Source organism: Algibacter sp. Ld11 (assembly GCF_045066735.1).
Classification (GTDB): domain Bacteria; phylum Bacteroidota; class Bacteroidia; order Flavobacteriales; family Flavobacteriaceae; genus Algibacter.
Genome location: NZ_JBISHH010000026.1, coordinates 603,832 through 623,839, shown reverse-complemented (window position 1 = coordinate 623,839; position 20,008 = coordinate 603,832). Strand labels below are relative to the sequence as shown.

At 33.1% G+C, this 20,008-nt stretch carries 14 protein-coding genes and 2 tRNA genes; 7 read left to right on the top strand and 9 right to left on the bottom strand.

The features are described from left to right. Nucleotide 1: 1 nt before the first annotated feature. The 4 genes from ACJJV4_RS19100 to ACJJV4_RS19085 all read right to left on the bottom strand — a co-directional run bounded on the left by ACJJV4_RS19100 (nt 2) and on the right by ACJJV4_RS19085 (nt 3,884). Nucleotides 2–541, bottom strand: a complete 540-nt coding sequence (locus tag ACJJV4_RS19100; protein WP_405296994.1) for a YfiR/HmsC family protein — start codon at nt 539–541, stop codon at nt 2–4. A 995-nt stretch (nt 542–1,536) separates the two neighbouring features. Further along, a tRNA-Pro gene (locus ACJJV4_RS19095) sits at nt 1,537–1,611 on the bottom strand. Between the two features lie 34 nt (nt 1,612–1,645). Continuing rightward, nucleotides 1,646–1,734, bottom strand: a tRNA-Ser gene (locus ACJJV4_RS19090). Nucleotides 1,735–1,835: 101 nt separating this feature from the next. Further along, nucleotides 1,836–3,884, bottom strand: a complete 2,049-nt coding sequence (locus ACJJV4_RS19085) for an HD family phosphohydrolase (protein ID WP_405296993.1) — start codon at nt 3,882–3,884, stop codon at nt 1,836–1,838. A gap of 210 nt (nt 3,885–4,094) precedes the next feature. Between ACJJV4_RS19085 and ACJJV4_RS19080 the strand changes: the two genes are divergently transcribed. Continuing rightward, the gene (locus ACJJV4_RS19080; protein ID WP_405296992.1) at nt 4,095–5,273 is read left to right on the top strand and encodes an acetyl-CoA C-acyltransferase; all 1,179 of its coding nucleotides are present in this window, start codon (nt 4,095–4,097) and stop codon (nt 5,271–5,273) included. A gap of 92 nt (nt 5,274–5,365) precedes the next feature. Next, on the top strand, nt 5,366–6,115 hold the full coding sequence (locus ACJJV4_RS19075) for an NlpC/P60 family protein (RefSeq protein WP_405296991.1): 750 nt from the start codon (nt 5,366–5,368) through the stop codon (nt 6,113–6,115). A gap of 74 nt (nt 6,116–6,189) precedes the next feature. Here ACJJV4_RS19075 and ACJJV4_RS19070 read toward each other — a convergent pair whose 3' ends face one another. Further along, entirely contained in the window at nt 6,190–7,440 is a 1,251-nt protein-coding gene (locus tag ACJJV4_RS19070) for a tetratricopeptide repeat protein (protein WP_405296990.1), read from the bottom strand. Between the two features lie 17 nt (nt 7,441–7,457). Continuing rightward, nucleotides 7,458–10,031 carry a DNA gyrase subunit A gene (gene gyrA, locus ACJJV4_RS19065; RefSeq protein WP_405296989.1) on the bottom strand — a complete coding sequence of 858 codons (2,574 nt, stop codon included), beginning with the start codon at nt 10,029–10,031 and terminating at the stop codon, nt 7,458–7,460. A gap of 258 nt (nt 10,032–10,289) precedes the next feature. Between gyrA and ACJJV4_RS19060 the strand changes: the two genes are divergently transcribed. Further along, nucleotides 10,290–12,839 carry an ATP-dependent Clp protease ATP-binding subunit gene (locus tag ACJJV4_RS19060; protein WP_405296988.1) on the top strand — a complete coding sequence of 850 codons (2,550 nt, stop codon included), beginning with the start codon at nt 10,290–10,292 and terminating at the stop codon, nt 12,837–12,839. An 84-nt stretch (nt 12,840–12,923) separates the two neighbouring features. Next, nucleotides 12,924–13,304: a hypothetical protein gene (locus tag ACJJV4_RS19055; RefSeq protein ID WP_405296987.1), complete on the top strand. Its 381-nt coding sequence runs from the start codon at nt 12,924–12,926 to the stop codon at nt 13,302–13,304. Between the two features lie 44 nt (nt 13,305–13,348). Here ACJJV4_RS19055 and ACJJV4_RS19050 read toward each other — a convergent pair whose 3' ends face one another. Then, the gene (locus ACJJV4_RS19050; RefSeq protein ID WP_405296986.1) at nt 13,349–13,834 is read right to left on the bottom strand and encodes an Lrp/AsnC family transcriptional regulator; all 486 of its coding nucleotides are present in this window, start codon (nt 13,832–13,834) and stop codon (nt 13,349–13,351) included. Between the two features lie 133 nt (nt 13,835–13,967). On the opposite strand from ACJJV4_RS19050, the gene metE reads away from it, so the two are divergent. Next, nucleotides 13,968–16,271 carry a 5-methyltetrahydropteroyltriglutamate--homocysteine S-methyltransferase gene (gene metE, locus ACJJV4_RS19045; protein ID WP_405296985.1) on the top strand — a complete coding sequence of 768 codons (2,304 nt, stop codon included), beginning with the start codon at nt 13,968–13,970 and terminating at the stop codon, nt 16,269–16,271. 31 nt (nt 16,272–16,302) lie between these two features. On the opposite strand, the gene ACJJV4_RS19040 is transcribed toward metE, so the two are convergent. Together ACJJV4_RS19040 and ACJJV4_RS19035 are read right to left on the bottom strand one after the other, a co-directional pair. Next, nucleotides 16,303–17,697 (bottom strand): MFS transporter, encoded by a 1,395-nt coding sequence (locus ACJJV4_RS19040; protein WP_405296984.1) that lies wholly within the window; start codon nt 17,695–17,697, stop codon nt 16,303–16,305. A gap of 76 nt (nt 17,698–17,773) precedes the next feature. After that, nucleotides 17,774–18,595 carry a M48 family metallopeptidase gene (locus ACJJV4_RS19035; RefSeq protein ID WP_405296983.1) on the bottom strand — a complete coding sequence of 274 codons (822 nt, stop codon included), beginning with the start codon at nt 18,593–18,595 and terminating at the stop codon, nt 17,774–17,776. A gap of 203 nt (nt 18,596–18,798) precedes the next feature. Between ACJJV4_RS19035 and msrB the strand changes: the two genes are divergently transcribed. Both msrB and ACJJV4_RS19025 read left to right on the top strand, forming a co-directional pair. Beyond that, nucleotides 18,799–19,275: a peptide-methionine (R)-S-oxide reductase MsrB gene (msrB, locus tag ACJJV4_RS19030; RefSeq protein WP_405296982.1), complete on the top strand. Its 477-nt coding sequence runs from the start codon at nt 18,799–18,801 to the stop codon at nt 19,273–19,275. Between the two features lie 60 nt (nt 19,276–19,335). Further along, nucleotides 19,336–19,887, top strand: coding sequence for a DUF1572 family protein (locus ACJJV4_RS19025; RefSeq protein ID WP_405296981.1), 552 nt, complete (start codon nt 19,336–19,338; stop codon nt 19,885–19,887). Nucleotides 19,888–20,008 lie beyond the last annotated feature (121 nt).

The following is a 20,008-nucleotide window of genomic DNA, read 5'->3' as shown; positions in this document are numbered from 1 at the left end:
TTCATTTAAAAATTTTTCCTATCCTCAATATATCTGATGAGAATGATTGACCTTCCATATCTAATGATGTTAAATTCACTAATATCTTGGGTTTACTATTTTCAATTCCAAATCCGAGGGATATTTCGCCTTGCTCGACAAAACGAGTTGTACCAGTAACTGATAAAACATTATTAACTTTACATATATTAGAAAAACCGTGTATGCCTTCCATGAAGTACACAACGTGGCATCCAGCAATATTTTTTTCTAATTCTTTTGGGGTAATTGCTTTAACAATCATAGAACTACCTAAACCTTTGATAAATTCATCTTTATCTAGTATAGAATTATCATTAAAGACAACTAAAATTTTAACTTTTGTGTTTTGAGGAATTTGAGGATTGTATTTTAAAACCTTAGTTAATAGTGCAGCTTGAATATTTTCGGGTACAGAAATTTTTTGTGCAAAACTTGAAGTACTACAACAGAGAAAAATGAAAGCAAAAAGTAGCCCCTTAGCTAAAAAGATGATATTTTGTAGGAACTTATTGTTAATCATTTGTAGGTTTCAATTTTACTTAAATTAATATTTATAACAAATTATACTTTTTTAAAATACTACAATATGATTTATATCATACTGCAAATTTATTACAATACACTTCCAAAACTGCAAAACGAGGGCAATTAACTTTAAGCAGAAAGTAGTGTGATATTAATTTTACTAATCCTTAATAGATATAGTGGGCTTATTTTAATAGAAAAAATTAGTTTTTGTAGTCGCCTCGCAGCGCCTTAATGATAATAGACTTTATTTATTTTATTACATTTAGCTATGCTTCTTGATTAAACAGAACTTGAAACACGAGAGTCAGCTTTTTTTAATAATTGAGCTAGTAATACATCATATTCTTTTACTATTCTACATATAGACTAGTAAAAAGCATTGATAAAATGCTCTTTTTTAATTTCATTTGGGACTATTTTTGTTATGCCATTAATTAAATAAGAAACAAAAGTTGATTCTATATTAAAAAACGCTATGTTAATATTTTGCTAAAATAAACTTTTTAACCGACATAAAAGCATTTTAACGATGTTTACCAGTAATTTATAATAAAAACAAATAACACAGAAGTAAATATCCTACAGGGCAACCAAGAAAAACAACCTTCGAATTCATTTAGAGATAGAATAAGCCTAATACTAAAACCCCTACTCTTCTCTTACAAAAAATAGCACATATATATCTCTAAGTTGAAACCAAATGCTCGCTTCCTTAATATATGCTTTCGAATAAGTTCTTATTATATTTTATATCTAAACAACTATCTATTTAAATATCTTTAACATAATTCTATTCAGGTTCTATTAAATACATCAAGTATTACTAAATCGAAATGAGAAAAACAACAATAACTAAAATACCTTAATTAAAACGTTATTAATTTTAGTAAAAAAAATAGTAATAATTTACAATGAATAAATGTCAAACAAAAAAAACACCGCCAATCAAAGATTAACAGTGTTTTAACAGCTCCTATAATAGGTTAGTCGGGGTGGCAGGATTCGAACCTGCGACCTCCGCGTCCCAAACGCGGCGCGATAACCGGGCTACGCTACACCCCGAATTGGTTATCTATATTTCAAGCGAAATATTTTGCGGAGAGACAGGGATTCGAACCCTGGGTCAGTGTTTCCACCAACGACGATTTAGCAAACCGCTCCTTTCGGCCACTCAGGCACCTCTCCAATAATTGTTCTAAGAACATCGCACTAATATTGTAATGCGGGTGCAAATTTAGGTTTTCATCTTAAATCTAACAAACATTTTTTAGTTTTTTTTTTGAAAATTATTCAGGGTATTCAATTCTTAAATGGTAAATGTTTGCTAGCTTGTGTTTTAGCACTTTTTTAATCGATTCAATTTCTTTGAAAGTGATGTTCGCATTTAAAAATTGTCCCTCATCTATTTGTTTATTGATTATATTTTCTACAAAAGCGTCTATTTTGGTCGAGGTTGGTTCCTTTAAACTCTTAGATGCAGCTTCAATACTATCGCACATCATTAAAATTGCAGTTTCTTTACTAAAAGGCTTTGGTCCAGGATAGCTAAAATCCAATTTATCTACAACATCATGATTCTTTTTTTCCTGCATATAGAAGTAATAAACTACACTAGTACCATGATGCGTTCTAATAAAATCGATAACACGGTCTGGTAAATTATTTTTCTTAGCTATTTCTATTCCATCAATAACATGGTCGGTAATTATTCTAGCACTTTCTTTAGAAGACAGCTCGTCGTGTGGGTTAATTCCTGTAGATTGATTTTCGGTGAAATATGTCGGGCTCTTCATTTTACCAATATCATGATACAAAGCTCCTACCCTAACCAACATGGCATTTGCTCCAATTTCATTTGCTGAAGATTCTGCCAAATTAGCAACGTTTAGAGAGTGGTGAAATGTACCAGGCGCTTTATTCGATAATTCTTTTAAAAGCTTAGAATTAGTATCCGAAAGCTCTAACAATGACACATCGGAAACTAAGCCAAAAACCTTTTCATAAACATAAATTAAAGGTTGTACAAATAATGTCGCTAAGCCACACAATACAAAATAACCAAAAGTTTTCCACTCTAAAGTTTCCACGGTACCTTCATGTATTACAAAAAACGCAAAATAAGCTATGAAGTAAATAAGTGTAATTTGTCCAACCGAAATAAATAAGTTAGCTCGTTTATAAAGTTCTTTTACCGTTAAAATGGTTACAATACCAGCAATAATTTGCAAGAACATATACTCGTAACTATTAGGCACAACAAAACCTAACAGTAATACCGTAATAACATGAGAAAACAACCCTAATCGTGCATCGAAAAACGCTTTAAAAACCAACGGCAAAATACAGATAGGCACTACATAAATAAACTTAGAATTGTAATTTACCACTAAAGTGGTTAGAAAAATTAACAAAAAAATATTAAAAAATATAAACGTGACTTTCGTGTTATTTTCAAATACACTCAATCTATATTTTCTTAAAAATAACAAAAGCATAAGCAAAGCCAACGCTACTAAAAGCGTGTAAGCAAACAAAATCCAGATATAACTAGATTTGCTCCAAACCTGAGATTCGTATTCAGATTGTAAAGACTTTAATATTTGATATTTATCCCCCTGAACAACTTCTCCCTTAGAAACTATTAAAGTCTGCTTTTCAATACTACCTCTTGCATAAACTATTTTATCAAGTTCCTCTTGTAAAGCCTTATCTGTAAAAGATTTATCAAAAGTTAAATTAGGCTCTACTAAATCGTAAAAGAGAGATACAAATTCTGTTTTGTTCGACGATAATTTATGCTTTTTTAAAACTTTTTCAATTACAGAAGTTACTTTATCAAGCTTAATTAAGTCGTAATATATTCCTTCTTGTTTTTTAACACGCTCATCTAAAATCACTATTTTTTTCTCTTCCGAAAAACTATAGCTTTCATTTAAAACTCCAAAAGCATAAAGTTGAGAAATAATATCAATTCCCGTTTTGTATAATTCACTAGATGTTGTTAAGGAAATAGTATCAGAAAAATTAGTGGTAAACTCTTCCTTAAAAGCGGTTTTCACTTTATTTTCTATACTGCCATCAATTGTAAAATATAACGTTCCATTGTTAATAATATCTTCTTTTTCCTTGTTAATCTCACTGTCAGATTTTTTTATGGCAAAATCAAATGGCGCATACAAATTCTCTGACTGCCAAGGCTTTCCCTTTTCAAAACTATATTTAAATTTCCCACTTTTCGGAAACAAATAAACAATTAAAAACGTAGTAATAATAAATAAGAGTACCTTATATATTAAAGAGTGGTTTCGATATAATTTATTTAAAAAGTCTTTCACAGGCTATTTGTTTAACTAAATACAGATTAAAATTTAGTTAATGATTTCATTTTCAAATGTAATAAAATATTAGGCTTTAACCACCTTTTATAATGAACACATCTCGGTATATTATTAAAAAAATCGTTATTTTCGCAATGAATTTATTCCTTTTCTCAAGATTTTAAATTGTATAATATAAATTCAAAAGCTAAACCAAAGTAGATCGTTATGAACAAAGAAGTCGTTATAGTTTCTGCAGCACGAACACCAATAGGTAGTTTTTTAGGAAGTTTATCAACCATTACTGCTCCTAAATTGGGAGCTATTGCAATTAAAGGCGCTTTAGATAAAATTAATTTAAACCCTGAATTAATTGATGAAGTTTTAATGGGGAACGTGGTACAAGCAGGCACAGGACAAGCTCCGGCAAGACAAGCAGCCATTTACGCTGGCATTCCAAATAAAGTGCCGTGCACAACAGTGAACAAAGTTTGTGCTTCGGGCATGAAAGCCGTAATGCAAGCGGCGCAAAGTATTGCTCTTGGCGATGCAAATATTATAGTTGCAGGCGGTATGGAAAACATGAGCTTAATTCCACATTATTTGCAGGCAAGAACAGGGACTAAATTTGGTCCAACATCTTTAATTGATGGCTTACAAAAAGATGGTTTAGTAGATCCGTATAGCGAAGATGCTATGGGCGTTTGTGCAGATGCTTGCGCTAGTAAATATGAGTTTTCTCGTGAAGACCAAGATGCTTATGCCATACAATCTTACCAACGCTCTGCGGCAGCTTGGGGATCTGGTAAGTTTGATAACGAAGTAGTACCAGTACAAATACCACAACGACGAGGTGAACCACTTATTTTTTCTAAAGATGAAGAGTTCACTAACGTGAAAATGGATAAAATTCCACAACTTAGACCAGCTTTTAGTAAAGATGGTACGGTTACAGCAGCCAATGCTTCGACTATAAATGATGGTGCTGGAGCTATGATTTTAATGAGTAAAGACAAAGCAAATGAACTTGGCTTAAAAGTTCTAGCTACTATAAAAAGTTATGCAGATGCGGCTCACGAACCAGAATGGTTTACAACTGCACCTGCAAAAGCGCTTCCAAAGGCTCTTAACAAAGCAGGTATTAAAATTGAAGATGTAGATTTCTTTGAGTTTAATGAAGCTTTTTCGGTTGTTGGTTTGGCAAATATGAAAATTTTGGGTCTCAATGACAGTAACGTAAATGTAAATGGCGGAGCTGTTTCTTTGGGGCATCCGTTAGGCTGTTCGGGAGTTAGAATACTAATTACATTACTAAATGTGCTTGAACAAAATAACGGAAAAATAGGTGCTGCTGCAATTTGTAATGGCGGCGGTGGCGCATCGGCTGTAGTTATTGAACGCACTTAAAACAATACATATATTGGCTTATGCTAATATTGATATATTAATTTAAATAAAACAGCGCTTTATTTAAATTATTAAACAACGATAATTGATTAATGCAATACGGAATTTGTAATTTAAGCATTGTACCTTTAAGACTAGAACCATCGGATGCTAGCGAATTAATTTCGCAAGTTATTTATGGTGATTTGTTTAAAGTTTTAGAGCAACGTAAAAATTGGAGTAAAATTAGAATTGCCTTTGACACCTACGAAGGTTGGGTAGACAATAAGCAATATGTTGAGTTAACTGAAGAACAGTACACAAATTTAAATAATGAGCCTTTAAAGCTTTCTGCCGATTTGGTTGAGTTCATAGAAGATAAAAACGAACAACTCTACCCTATTGTTTTTGGATCTAGCTTAAACGGATTATCTTTTTTAAACCATGATTATGACGGCGGTATAATATCAGGCATACGACCTAAATCAAACATAATTAAAACGGCATTTACATATTTAAATGCACCTTACCTTTGGGGAGGAAAAACACCTTTTGGTATAGACTGCTCTGGCTTTACTCAAATGGTATACAAACTAAACGGATACAAGTTACTTCGTGATGCATCACAACAAGCAACGCAAGGTGAAGCTTTAAGTTTTATAGAAGAAAGCGAACCTGGAGATTTAGCCTTTTTTGATAATAGCGAAGGTACAATAACGCATGTTGGATTAATCATGGAAGACAACTACATTATACATGCACATGGCAAAATAAGAATTGACCGCCTAGACCATTCCGGTATTTATAATGTGGATAGAAACACACATACTCACAAACTACGCGTGATAAAGAAAATTATTTAATTTTTTATTAAATATAAAGCATAAAAAAAGGTCGCAAATTGCGACCTTTTTTTATGTTGTAAAAGAGACTTTAATTATTGTCCTCCTTCTAAAGCTTCAACTTTAGCTTTTAAAACTTTAGACTTATCAGATTCACCTAAGATATTATAGATGTTCATTAAGGTTTTAGCGGCACTTAAGTTTTCAGTATCTATTTCTAATGCTTTTGCTAAAAATGGTACTGCTTCTTTATATAAGTTTTGACGCTCTTCTCTTAACTCATCATAACGTAAATCGTCTTTTTTAGAACTTCCTAAACCATTCATTTCTTCAATAAGTGGTTGTTCTCTTTCTAATACAAGAGCAGAGATATTAATGTAAGCATTAACATATTCAGGATCTAATTCAATCGCTTTTTCATAATAAGCTTTTGCTTCTACTGGATGATTAGATTGCGATGCAATTACACCTAAGTTATATTGTAACTCAGCATTCTCTGGCTCTAACTCTGTAGCTTTCTTTAAAAGTGCTTGAAACTCTTCAGTATTACCCATTTTGAAATGAATATTAGCCTCGGAAAGAATTAAGTTAACATCTTCTGGATTTTCATCCCTAGCTTCTTTCATTGCCTCAATAGCCTTTTCATTGTTACCTTCACTAACATAAATTAATGCTACGTTTTTAACAATTTCTGGTTTTTTAGATTCTGTTACACGCTCACCTGGTTTAATATGGCTTTTTGCTTTTACGTACAAATCACGAGTAGCTTTGTCAAGAATTTCTTCTTCACCACTTTCTTTGTTAGTCGCAAAATATTGCGTCTGAATACCTGTATAACCTAAATCCTTAAGTTCTTCATACAATCCCAAAGCTCTGTCGTACTCTTTTACGTTAACCGCTGTTGCAGCTGCATAATAAAGATAAACCGTATCTTTTTCTTTTACTCTATAAGATTTTTCGAAATACTTGGAAGCATTAGAATAATCTTGCTTTTCGTAAGCAGCATTACCTTTAGTTAAAAACTTGTTCGTAATAGTTTGCTTTAAAGCCGTTACTTCCGATTTGTACGCACTTTCTGCTTTAGTAAAACTTTCTAAAGCCGTTGCAATATCATTATCAGATCCTTTTCCGTCTGCATAAAGTGCTTGCCCTAGTAGGTAGTAATATTTTGCTTTAGATTTTTCATCCATCGCACCTAAAAGACCTTCGGCCGTTGTTGCTGCTACTTTTGCTGCTGCAAAATCGCTCGATTTAATAGCTTTTTCTACTGCCTTCAATTCTTTCTTTTGTGCAAATGAAAATGCACCCATTGAAATGGCTAAAGCTATGATTAATTGTTTTTTCATTTTAAATAATATTAAGTTTAAATTTCAGTGTTATTATCGTCTAAATTATTATCAAGAGTTGTGCCATCTTCTGAACCCTCAGTGTTTTCAACACCTTCAGCGCCTTCTATAGTTACCTCACCATCTTCGCCTTCAAGAACAACCTCTTCATCTTCATGCATTACTTTAGCAACTGCAGCAATAGAGTCTTTACCTTTAAGGTTAATTAATTTTACTCCTTGAGTTGCACGCCCCATAACTCTTAAATCGGCAACAGCCATTCTAATTGCTACGCCCGATTTATTGATAATCATTAAATCATCGTCATCCGTTACGTTTTTAATAGACACTAGATTACCTGTTTTCTCTGTAATAGAAATGGTTTTAACACCTTTTCCACCACGGTTAGTAATTCTATAATCTTCTAAACTAGAACGTTTTCCATAACCATTTTCAGATACTACAAGCACGTTGCTTTCCATATCATCAACAGCAATCATTCCGATAACTTCATCTGTTTCTTCATCTTGTAAACGAATACCACGAACTCCAGATGCGCCACGACCCATTGGGCGTGTTTTGGCTTCTTCGAAACGAATAGCTTTACCAGATTTTAATGCTAACATTACTTGGCTTTCACCAGTTGTAAGTTTAGCTTCTAATAAAACATCATCGTCCTTTATAGTAATAGCATTAATTCCGTTTGTTCTTGGACGAGAATATTGCTCTAAAGATGTCTTTTTAACCTGCCCTTTTTTAGTAGCCATAATTACATAATGACTATTAATATACTCTTCATCTTTTAAATCTTGAGTACAGATGAAAGCCATAACTTTATCATCCTGTTCAATATTTACAAGGTTTTGAATTGCTCTACCTTTAGATGTTTTAGATCCTTCTGGGATTTCGTAAACACGCATCCAGAAACATTTTCCTTTTTGAGTAAAGAACAGCATATATTGATGGTTTGTCCCCACGAATAAGTGCTCTAAGAAATCTTCGTTTCTTGTCGTAGATGCTTTTTGTCCTACACCTCCTCTATGCTGCGTCTTGTATTCTGTTAAGGATGTACGCTTAATATAACCTGCATGAGAAATAGTAATCACTACGCTCTCGTTAGGAATCATATCTTCAATACTTAAATCGCCACCAGCATACTCTATTACAGAACGACGCTCATCACCATATTTATCACGAACAACTACTAATTCTTCCTTAATAATATCCATTCTGCGCTCTTTACGGGCTAAGATATCTTTAAGGTCGATAATGGTTTTCATAATGTCATCATATTCAGCACGCAATTTATCTTGCTCTAAACCTGTTAACTGACGCAAACGCATCTCAACAATAGCCTTAGCTTGTATTTCTGAAAGCTCAAAACGTTCAATTAAGTTGCTTCTCGCTTCATCAGCATTATTAGAGGCACGTATAATTTTAATTACTTCATCTATATTATCTGATGCAATAATTAACCCTTCTAATATGTGTGCACGTTCTTCTGCTTTACGTAACTCATAAGTAGTACGTCTAACAACCACTTCATGCCTGTGCTCAACGAAATAATGAATTAACTCTTTTAAGTTTAACATTTGCGGACGCCCATTTACTAATGCAATGTTATTAACACTAAATGAGGACTGTAATGCTGTATATTTAAAAAGTTTATTTAAAACGATATTTGGAATAGCATCACGCTTTAATACGTAAACAATACGCATACCATTTCTATCAGATTCATCTCGAATAAGAGAAATACCTTCTAATTTTTTATCGTTTACTAAATCGGCAGTTTTCTTGATCATATCTGCCTTATTGACTTGGTAAGGAATTTCGTCAACAATGATACATTCACGACCATTTACCTCTTCAATATTAGTTTTAGCACGCATAACAATACGCCCACGACCTGTATGGAAAGCTTCCTTTACACCATCGTAACCATAAATGGTACCTCCTGTTGGAAAATCTGGTGCTTTAATGTGTTGTATAAGCTCATCAATTTCAATATCGTTATTTTCGATATAAGCAATTGTTCCGTTTACAACTTCAGTTAAATTGTGTGGTGGCATATTAGTTGCCATACCTACCGCAATACCCGATGCTCCATTAACTAAAAGCCCAGGAATACGAGTTGGTAAAACTGTTGGTTCTTGTAACGTATCATCAAAATTCAACTTATGATCTACAGTTTCCTTATCAATATCTGCCAACATGTCTTCAGCAATTTTACGCATACGTGCTTCTGTATAACGCATTGCTGCAGGACTATCACCATCAATTGAACCAAAATTCCCTTGTCCGTCTACAAGCATATAACGTAAACTCCATTCTTGAGCCATACGTACCATTGCATCGTAAACAGAAGTATCGCCGTGTGGGTGATACTTTCCTAAAACTTCCCCAACTATTCTTGCCGATTTTTTATGTGCTGTATTTGCTCTAATACCCAGCTCATGCATACCATAAAGTACACGTCTGTGAACGGGTTTTAAACCATCTCTTACATCTGGTAAAGCACGTGACACGATAACTGACATTGAATAATCAATGTAAGCCGATTTCATCTCATCTTCAATATTAATTGGAATAAGTTTTTCTCCTTCTGCCATATATATTTTAATTAAGTTTTATGTAATTTTCAAAACATGCTAATATAACAATTCCAACAGTTATACTAAGGGTTTAAAATCATTTTTTCATGTTTTTTATTAACAATTTCAGAACTGTTTTTAGTTAATAAGTATGTATTCTAAAATTTTGGATTTATATCCTTTTTTTCGTCAATTAGCATTTTACACACAAAAAAAGGTATAGTTTTTGTCGTTGGTAAAATGTTTTAGTATTTTTAATGCAGAAAGGACACGAATATGGATGATAATTTTTCCCCAAGAGTAAAAGATGTTATTGCTTACAGTAAAGAAGAGGCATTACGATTAGGTCACGATTTTATCGGAACCGAACACCTTATGCTTGGTCTTTTGCGTGACGGCAACGGCAAGGCAATAACAATTTTAAACGCTTTAGATATTGACTTAAATCATTTAAGGCGTAAAGTAGAAATATTAAGTCCTGCAAACCCCAATATAGCAGTAGGTTCTAACCAAAAGAAAAACCTACATCTTACAAGGCAAGCAGAACGCGCGCTAAAAACCACGTTTTTAGAGGCTAAATTATTTCAAAGCACTTCAATAAATACAGCGCATTTATTGCTTTGTATTTTAAGAAATGAAAACGACCCAACTACAAAGCTTTTAAACAAATTAAAGGTTTACTACGACAATGTTAAAGAACAATTTAAAATTATGATTACAAACGATGATAGTTATATAGAGCCAAAATCTGAATTTCCAGATGACGATTCTAACATAGAAGACGATTCTTCTAAAGAGAATATTTTTAATGCACCAACAGGTGCTAAAACCAACAAAAAGTCTAAAACACCTGTTTTAGATAACTTTGGACGAGACTTAACTGCAATGGCCGAAGAAGGAAAATTAGATCCTGTAGTTGGTCGTGAAGAAGAAATACAACGTGTTTCTCAAGTTTTAAGTAGACGAAAGAAAAACAATCCGCTCTTAATTGGAGAACCAGGTGTTGGTAAATCTGCGATTGCCGAAGGTTTAGCGCTTAGAATTGTAAAACGTAAAGTATCACGAATTCTATTCAACAAACGTGTAGTAACTCTAGATTTGGCCAGCTTAGTAGCAGGCACAAAATACCGTGGACAGTTTGAAGAGCGTATGAAAGCCGTTATGAACGAGCTTGAAAAAAACGATGATGTTATTTTATTTATAGATGAAATTCATACCATTGTTGGAGCTGGTGGAGCAACAGGAAGTTTAGATGCCTCCAACATGTTTAAACCCGCTTTAGCAAGAGGAGAAATACAATGTATTGGTGCCACAACCTTAGATGAATACAGACAATATATAGAAAAAGACGGAGCATTAGAGCGTCGTTTTCAAAAGGTAATTGTTGAACCTACAACGGTAGAACAAACTATCGAAATACTTAACAATATAAAAGGTAAATACGAAGAGCACCACAATGTTGATTATACACCAGAGGCAATTGCTGCGTGTGTAAAATTAACAAACAGGTACATGACAGAGCGCTTTTTACCAGACAAAGCTATCGATGCTTTAGACGAAGCCGGTTCTCGCGTACACATTACCAATATTGAAGTTCCAAAACAAATTCTAGAATTAGAAAAGAAACTAGAAGAAGTTAAGGAAACAAAGAATACTGTTGTTAAAAAACAGAAATACGAGGAAGCTGCAAAATTAAGAGATGATGAAAAACGTCTTGAAAAAGAACTTGCTGTTGCTCAAGAAAAATGGGAAGAAGATACCAAGCAACATCGTGAAATTGTAACAGAAGATAATGTTGCCGATGTAGTTTCTATGATGACTGGTGTGCCTGTAAACCGTATTGCGCAAACAGAAATTAATAAATTAGCAGAATTACCTGACCTTATAAAAGGAAAAGTAATTGGCCAAGATAATGCTGTTGCTAAGGTAGTTAAGGCTATTCAAAGAAACCGTGCTGGACTTAAAGATCCGAATAAGCCAATTGGGTCATTTATATTTTTAGGGCAAACTGGTGTAGGTAAAACACAGTTAGCTAAAGTATTATCTAGAGAGTTATTCGATTCTGAAGAGTCTTTAATTAGAATTGATATGAGTGAATACATGGAAAAATTCGCGATTTCTAGATTAGTTGGAGCACCTCCGGGATACGTTGGTTACGAAGAAGGTGGACAACTTACAGAAAAAGTACGTCGTAAACCTTACGCGGTTATTCTATTAGATGAAATTGAAAAAGCGCACCCAGATGTATTTAATATGCTACTTCAAGTTTTAGATGATGGTTATTTAACCGATTCTTTAGGTCGAAAAATTGATTTTAGAAATACTATTATCATAATGACTTCTAATATTGGGGCTCGTAAATTAAAAGATTTTGGAACTGGTATTGGTTTTGGAACAGCATCGCAAAAAGCGCAAGAAGATGCTAATGCAAAAAGCGTTATTGAAAATGCTTTGAAAAAATCTTTCGCACCAGAATTTTTAAATAGAATTGATGATGTTGTTGTCTTTAACGCTCTAGAAAAAGGAGACATTAACAAAATTATCGATATTGAATTAGAAAAACTTTTAGTCCGTATTAAGCTATTAGGTTATAACCTAACCATTACGGAAACCGCAAAAGACTATATTGCCGATAAAGGTTTCGATAAACAATATGGAGCAAGGCCTTTAAAAAGAGCTATTCAAAAATATGTTGAAGATGCTTTAGCTGAAGAAATTGTAGCATCGCATTTACAAGAAGGCGATCAAATAAAAATTGATTTAGACTCAAAAACAGAAGAATTGAGTATTTCAATTATAAAAGCTGAAAAATCTACAGAGTCTTAAAACATTTATTTTCATAACATCAAAAAGCTCGAAATTAACTTTTCGGGCTTTTTTTTTATATAAAAAAAGTAATATATTGTATACATGAAACACCTCGTTAAAACATCTGTTGGAGTCATGCAAGTTTACGAAAACTACATTGTTGCTATCGTTAATGAAGGAGAAACAGTAACCGACTTGTCGAATGCAGACTTATTTAAAATAGTAAAAAACCATTTTAAGAATAAAAAATTTATTTACATTTCATATCGGGTTAACTCGTATGCCGTAGACCCCATAATCTATATTCAAGCCTCAAAAATTGAAAACTTAATAGGTTTTGCCATCGTTTCATCAAAAAAAATAGCACGTATTAATTCTCAAATTGAACAAATATTTTCAAAGAAACCTTTGAAAACATTTACAGATATAAATGATGCTACAGAATGGGCAAACAACACAATAAAAGAAGCTGAAGAAAAATAAAGCATAACTAGCCTATAAAAAATTAAAACTTAGAAAAACCCGAATTAGATAGGCACAGCATATGCGTTTTTAATTTCTCCCATTACAAAAGTACTTTGTGCACTCCCTATGTTTTTTACGCTTCCTAAATGGTTTAGTACAAAATTCTGATACTCCTTCATGTCTTTTACCAAAATTTTGAGCAAAAAATCATAATCTCCCGAGATGTTATAACACTCTACAACTTCTTCAAGAGACACGATATCCTTTACGAATTGATTTCCTATAGTCCGCGTGTGCTCTCTTAAAGTAATATTACAAAACACGGTTAAGCCCTTTTGCAGTTTTTCGGCATCCAAAACAGCAACATAGTTTTTAATATAGCCTGCTTTTTCTAATTTTTTAATACGCTCAAAAACTGGCGTAGTAGATAGGTTTACTTTAGCCGCTAACTCTTTTGTTGTTAAATTAGAATTAGCTTGCAACATTCTTAACAATCGCAAATCTATATCGTCTAGCGGTAAAGCAGAATTATTTTCTGGGAAACTCATATTTAATCAGATTTAAAAAATAATATTCTAATTTATATCCCAAAAATAGGTAAATCCTCTTAAAAACAGCTATAATTTCTTACTTAAGCACTGTAATACTAATTTTGAACAGCAATAAAATCTAATATTACATATGAAAACTACCCTTTTAGGACACCCAAGAATTGGACGCCATCGTGAATTGAAAAAAGCATGCGAGTCTTTTTGGTCAGGTAAAATTAACGAAAGCGCATTACTAAAAACAGCCTACGATTTAAAGAAACAAAACTGGCTTCAACAACAAGAGCTAGGTATTGACGTAATTCCGTCGAACGATTTTTCTTTTTACGATCAAGTTCTAGATACTTGCTTAACTTTCGGTTGTATACCAAAACGTTATAAAGTTATTGATAAAAACAACTATTTAGAACTGTATTTCGCTATGGCTCGCGGGCTTCAAAAAGAAAATATTGATGTTACAGCCATGGAAATGACGAAATGGTTTGATACCAACTACCACTATATTGTTCCTGAGTTCGAAAAAGAACAAACCTTTAATTTCTTCTCAAAAAAAATTATAGAAGAATACAAAGAAGCTTTAGACTTAGGGATAAAAACTAAACCTGTTTTAATTGGTCCAGTAACATTTTTACTTCAAGGGAAAGAAAAAGAATCAGGGTTTCATAGGTTAGATTTATTAGATAAATTATTACCCGTTTATTTTGAAGTAATAAAAGAATTAATCGATTTAGGAGTTGAATATATTCAGTTTGATGAACCTTGCCTAGCCTTAAACCTCTCTAAAAAAGAACAACATGGCATTATAAAAACATACAAGCATATCTCAAAGAAATTTCCAACATTAAAAGTGTTTTTAGCAAATTATTTTGATTGCTATGGAGAAAACTTAAATGTTGCTTTGCAACTACCTTTAGATACGCTCCACTTAGACTTGGTAAGATGTCCGTCGCAATTAAATGATATTTTAGAATCTAAATATTTTAATCCAAAAACAAAACTATCTTTAGGTGTTGTAGACGGAAGAAATATTTGGAAAAACGATTTTGAAGCCACTATTAAAACCATTGAAAAAGCGAGCAAAAGTTTAAATCCTGAAAATTTATGGATTGCTTCGTCTTGCTCCCTACTCCATACTCCGTACGATTTAAATTTAGAAACCATACTAGAGCCAGAAATAAAGCAATGGTTAGCTTTTGCCAAACAAAAAATTGAGGAAATTGTATCACTTAAGCATTTATTAAAAGATGAGAATGATGGCTATCTGCATTTGTTTGAAGAGAATAAATTGGCTAATTTGACCAAAAAAAGTTCAAAACTAATTCATAACGATTCGGTAAAAACACGAATTTCTAATTTAAAATTATCCGATAGTCATAGAGAAAGCATTTTTTCTACACGTCAAGGTTTACAGAAGCAAGCATTACACCTTCCGTTATTCCCAACTACAACTATTGGATCGTTCCCCCAAACCAAGGAAGTTCGAAGCTGGCGTTTAAAATTTAAAAAAGGGACGTTATCACAGCAAGAATATGACGACTTAATAGCAAAGGAAATTGAAGATTCAATACGTTTTCAAGAAGAAATAGGTCTAGATGTTTTAGTACATGGCGAATTTGAACGTAATGATATGGTGGAGTATTTTGGTGAACAACTTCAGGGATTTGCCTTTAGTAACTACGGTTGGGTACAAAGTTACGGTAGCCGCTGTGTAAAACCACCTATTTTATTTGGCGATGTATCTCGCGAACACCCAATGACAGTAAAATGGTCTGAATACGCACAATCTTTAACTGATATTCCTGTAAAAGGTATGCTTACTGGTCCTGTTACTATTTTACAATGGTCTTTTGTTCGAAACGATCAACCAAGAGAGATTACTTGCAATCAAATTGCTTTGGCTATTAGAGATGAAGTAACCGATCTTGAAAAAGCAGGTTTAAAAATTATACAAATAGATGAACCTGCCATTCGTGAAGGTCTACCATTACGAGAAGAAGAATGGAAAAACTACTTAAATTGGGCTGTGAAAGCATTTAGAATTTCGGCAAGTGGTGTGCAAAACCAAACACAAATCCATACCCACATGTGCTATTCCGAATTTAACGATATTATTGCAAGTATTTCTGATATGGATGCCGACGTAATAACCATTGAAACCTCGCGATCTGAAATGGAATTATTAGACGTTTTTGTTGATTTTAAATACCCTAATGAAATTGGACCGGGTGTTTACGATATACATTCACCTCGCGTTCCATCACTAGAAGAAATTGAAAACTTACTTATAAAAGCTAAAAATGTTTTACCCAAAGAGCATATTTGGGTTAACCCAGATTGCGGGCTTAAAACTAGAGATTGGCCAGAAACTAGAGATGCACTAAAAAATTTAGTAACGGCCGCTAAAAACTTAAGGTCAAAAACACTTGAGTTGGTATAAGTTATTCTGTAACAAAAGAAAGGCTGTTTTATTATTTTAAAGCAGTCTTTTTATTTTCATTTGGAACTCTAAAAAGCAACACAATACCTCCAATAAAAAAAACGACTAATACTAAAATAGCATTTCTCATCGTTCCTGTAATTTGATCTACAGTAGCAAAAATAACCATACCAATTACAATACCTATTTTCTCGGCTACATCATAAAAACTAAAATACGATGTGGTGTCTTCTGTTTCTGGTAAAAACTTAGAATATGTAGAACGTCCAAGGGATTGCACACCCCCCATTACTAAGCCAACAATACCCGCCGCAATGTAAAACTGCATTGGTGTATGCATCATGTACGCATAAAAACACAGTATCATCCAAACAAAATTAACAGCAATAAGGGTTTTTATATTTCCATATGTTGCGGATGCTTTGGATGTTAAATAAGCGCCAAGAATTGCTACAATCTGTATGACTAAAATACTAACAATTAATCCCATGGTTTTTTCGCTATCTGTTCCCCAAGAAATTTCTTCTTCACCAAAATAAACAGCAACTAACATAATTGTTTGCACGGCCATACTAAAAACAAAAAAAGCATATAAATAGCGCTTTAACCTTAAATCTTGTTTAAGTTGCTTCCATACTTCACGTAATTCTCTTAAACCATTAAACACAACAGCACGAGTTACTTTATGCCCTGTTTTAGCTCCTTTAGGTAAAAAATAAAAAGAGTATTGACTAAATAATGCCCACCAAATACCAACCGTAATAAAAGATATTTTCATGGCTTTAAAAGATGCGGCATCTTTAGCTTCACTTAATGCCAATTGTATCTCAGCTTCTGTTCCTGTTTCTCTTATAGATTCTGCAATACTTAAATCGAATCCAAAAAACTGCGGAAACATAACCATACATAAGTTAAAGATTAACAACAGTACACTTCCAAAGTAGCCTAAAGAAAACCCTTTAGCGCTAATACTATCTTGCTGTTCTGGATATGCAATATCTGGCAAATATGAATTATAGAAAACTAAACTTCCCCAATAACCAATTAACCCCATGAAATAGAACAATAAACTCAGATGAATTTTATCTAAACTAAACCAATACAATCCAACGCAACCTGCACTGCCTAAATAACAGAAAAATTTAAGAAAGTTCTTTTTGTTCCCAACGTAATCTGCTATACCTGATAATATTGGAGATGTAAAAGCTACAATTAAAAAGGTAAAAGCCGTAACAAAAGTAATTAACGCAGTACTCTTAAAAACCGTTCCAAAAGCTTCTACAGTTTTAACTTCTGAAAGAAATAATGCAGAATAAAAAATTGGAAAAATAGAAGATGCAATAGTTAAAGTGTAAACCGAGTTTGCCCAATCGTAAAACGCCCAAGCATTTAATAGTTTTTTACTTCCTTTTTCAAGTTGAATCATATAATAAATATAGCTAAATAAAAAAAGCTGCTAAGTATTAGCAGCTTCTAAAGTAAACAAATATTTTATTATAATGTTATATCGCTCTAAACGATGTTATACCAAATTTAGTTGCTTCTTTTTTAGCATCTGGCGCCCATTCTGTTAAATTATTGATTCTTGTATCGTTAGATGGGTGTGTACTCATAAACTCTGCTGGAGCATCTCCTCCACTATTTGCTTTCATACGCTTCCATAATTCAGCAGCTTCATCTGGGTTATACCCCGCAACAGCCATTAAATATAAACCAATTTTATCAGCTTCAGTTTCATGACTTCTACTAAATGGTAACATTCCTAAAACTTGAGATCCTACTCCATAATATTGATTAAAAGCATTTCTAGATTGCTCATCTTGTATTGCTACATTTCCTGCAACGGCTAAGCCTTGTTGCAAATACCCTGCACTCATACGTTGTTGTCCGTGGTTTGCTAAAGCATGTGCAACCTCGTGGCCCATAATAGCTGCGACCCCGGTTTCGTTTGCCGCAATTGGTAAAATACCTGTGTAAAATACTATTTTACCTCCTGGCATACACCAAGCATTTACAGTTTCATCATTTACTAAATTATACTCCCATTTATAATCGTTTAAGTAACCAGCATGTCCATTTGCGGTTAACCAACGTTCTGCTGCTACTGCTATACGCTGGCCTACTCGTGTTATCATTTCAGCATCTGCTGTGCCTGTTACTACATTATTATCAGTTAAAAACTGATCGTATTGAGCAAAAGCTGTTGGAAATAATTGCGCGTTCGACACAAATGCCATTGTTTTCTTTCCAGTAAATGGGTTCTCTGCACATGAAAAAATTATACTGCAAATCCCTAAGGCTATAAAAGTTGTTTTTAATTTCATTTTTGTGGGTTTTAATTGATCTAAATAATACAAACTGTATCCATTACATTAATGAGACACACTTTTCTGTAAATTGTCACATTCAAATAAACAAACTTTAAATAGAATATAATAGCTTTTTCGATAAAAAAACGACCCCATTTAAAAATTTACTATTTGTTATTTTTACAACAATTATTCGACAAACTAAAGAAACATACCAAATGAAAAAGATATTAGTAGCACTTAGCATATTTTTAGTTTTTAGCTGTAACTCTTCTGCACAAAAGAAAAAAGCAGAGAAAACGTTTGAAGTTACCAAAACAAAAGCCGAATGGAAAGACCAATTAACGGCAACTGAGTTTTACGTTTTACGCGAAGCTGGAACAGAACGTGCTTTTTCGAGTAAATTAAACAGTAATAAAAAAACGGGAACCTATGTTTGTAAAGCATGTGAAACTCCTTTGTTTAAAAGTGAACATAAATTTGATTCTGGCACAGGATGGCCAAGTTTTGATCGCGAAATAGAAGGTAATGTTGATTTTTCTACCGATTACGATTTAGGATATGCTAGAACCGAAGAACATTGCGGTACATGTGGTGGCCATTTAGGTCATGTATTTAACGATGGGCCAAAAAGCACAACGGGAATGCGCCATTGTATTAACGGCGTGTCTTTAACATTTGTTCCGGCTGAATAAGCTTCTTTAAAAGCTACATTTCCATTTGTTTTTATTGCTTTGATGGATTACATTTATATTATGGAAAGTTATTTAGAAAGTATTATTAAACAGTTTGAATATTATAAAGGTTTGGGCGACAAAACTTTTGAGCAATTATCATTTGATGAATTACAAAATGAAATTGCCCAAGACGCCAATTCTATAGCCATTATGGTAAAACATATTTCTGGAAATATGCTAAGTCGCTGGACTAACTTCTTAACTGAAGACGGCGAAAAGCCTTCGAGAAATCGTAACCGAGAATTCGATGATACTTTTGAAACCAAAGAGCAATTGTTAGAAAGTTGGAATAACGGTTGGAACTGTCTGTTCAATGCTATAAAACCTCTAAACGAAAGTGATTTAGAGCGCATTATCTATATCAGGAATGAAGGCCATACGGTTATAGAAGCTATAAATAGACAGTTGTCACATTACTCTTATCATATTGGGCAAATTGTGTTTTTAGGAAAGGTTTTTAAAGGAAAGGATTGGCAAACGCTATCTATAGCTAAAGGTACTTCTAAAGCTTACAATGATATAAAATTTAATAAAGAGAAGTCTAGAAAGCATTTTACTGATGATTTATAATGGTATATTTTATGTTTATAACATTAATATAGGTTTTTGAGATTGAAGCGCTCCATATTACACGATGTCTCCTAATATGTACATGACAAAATATCCTAAATCAATAATGTTTAAAATATCT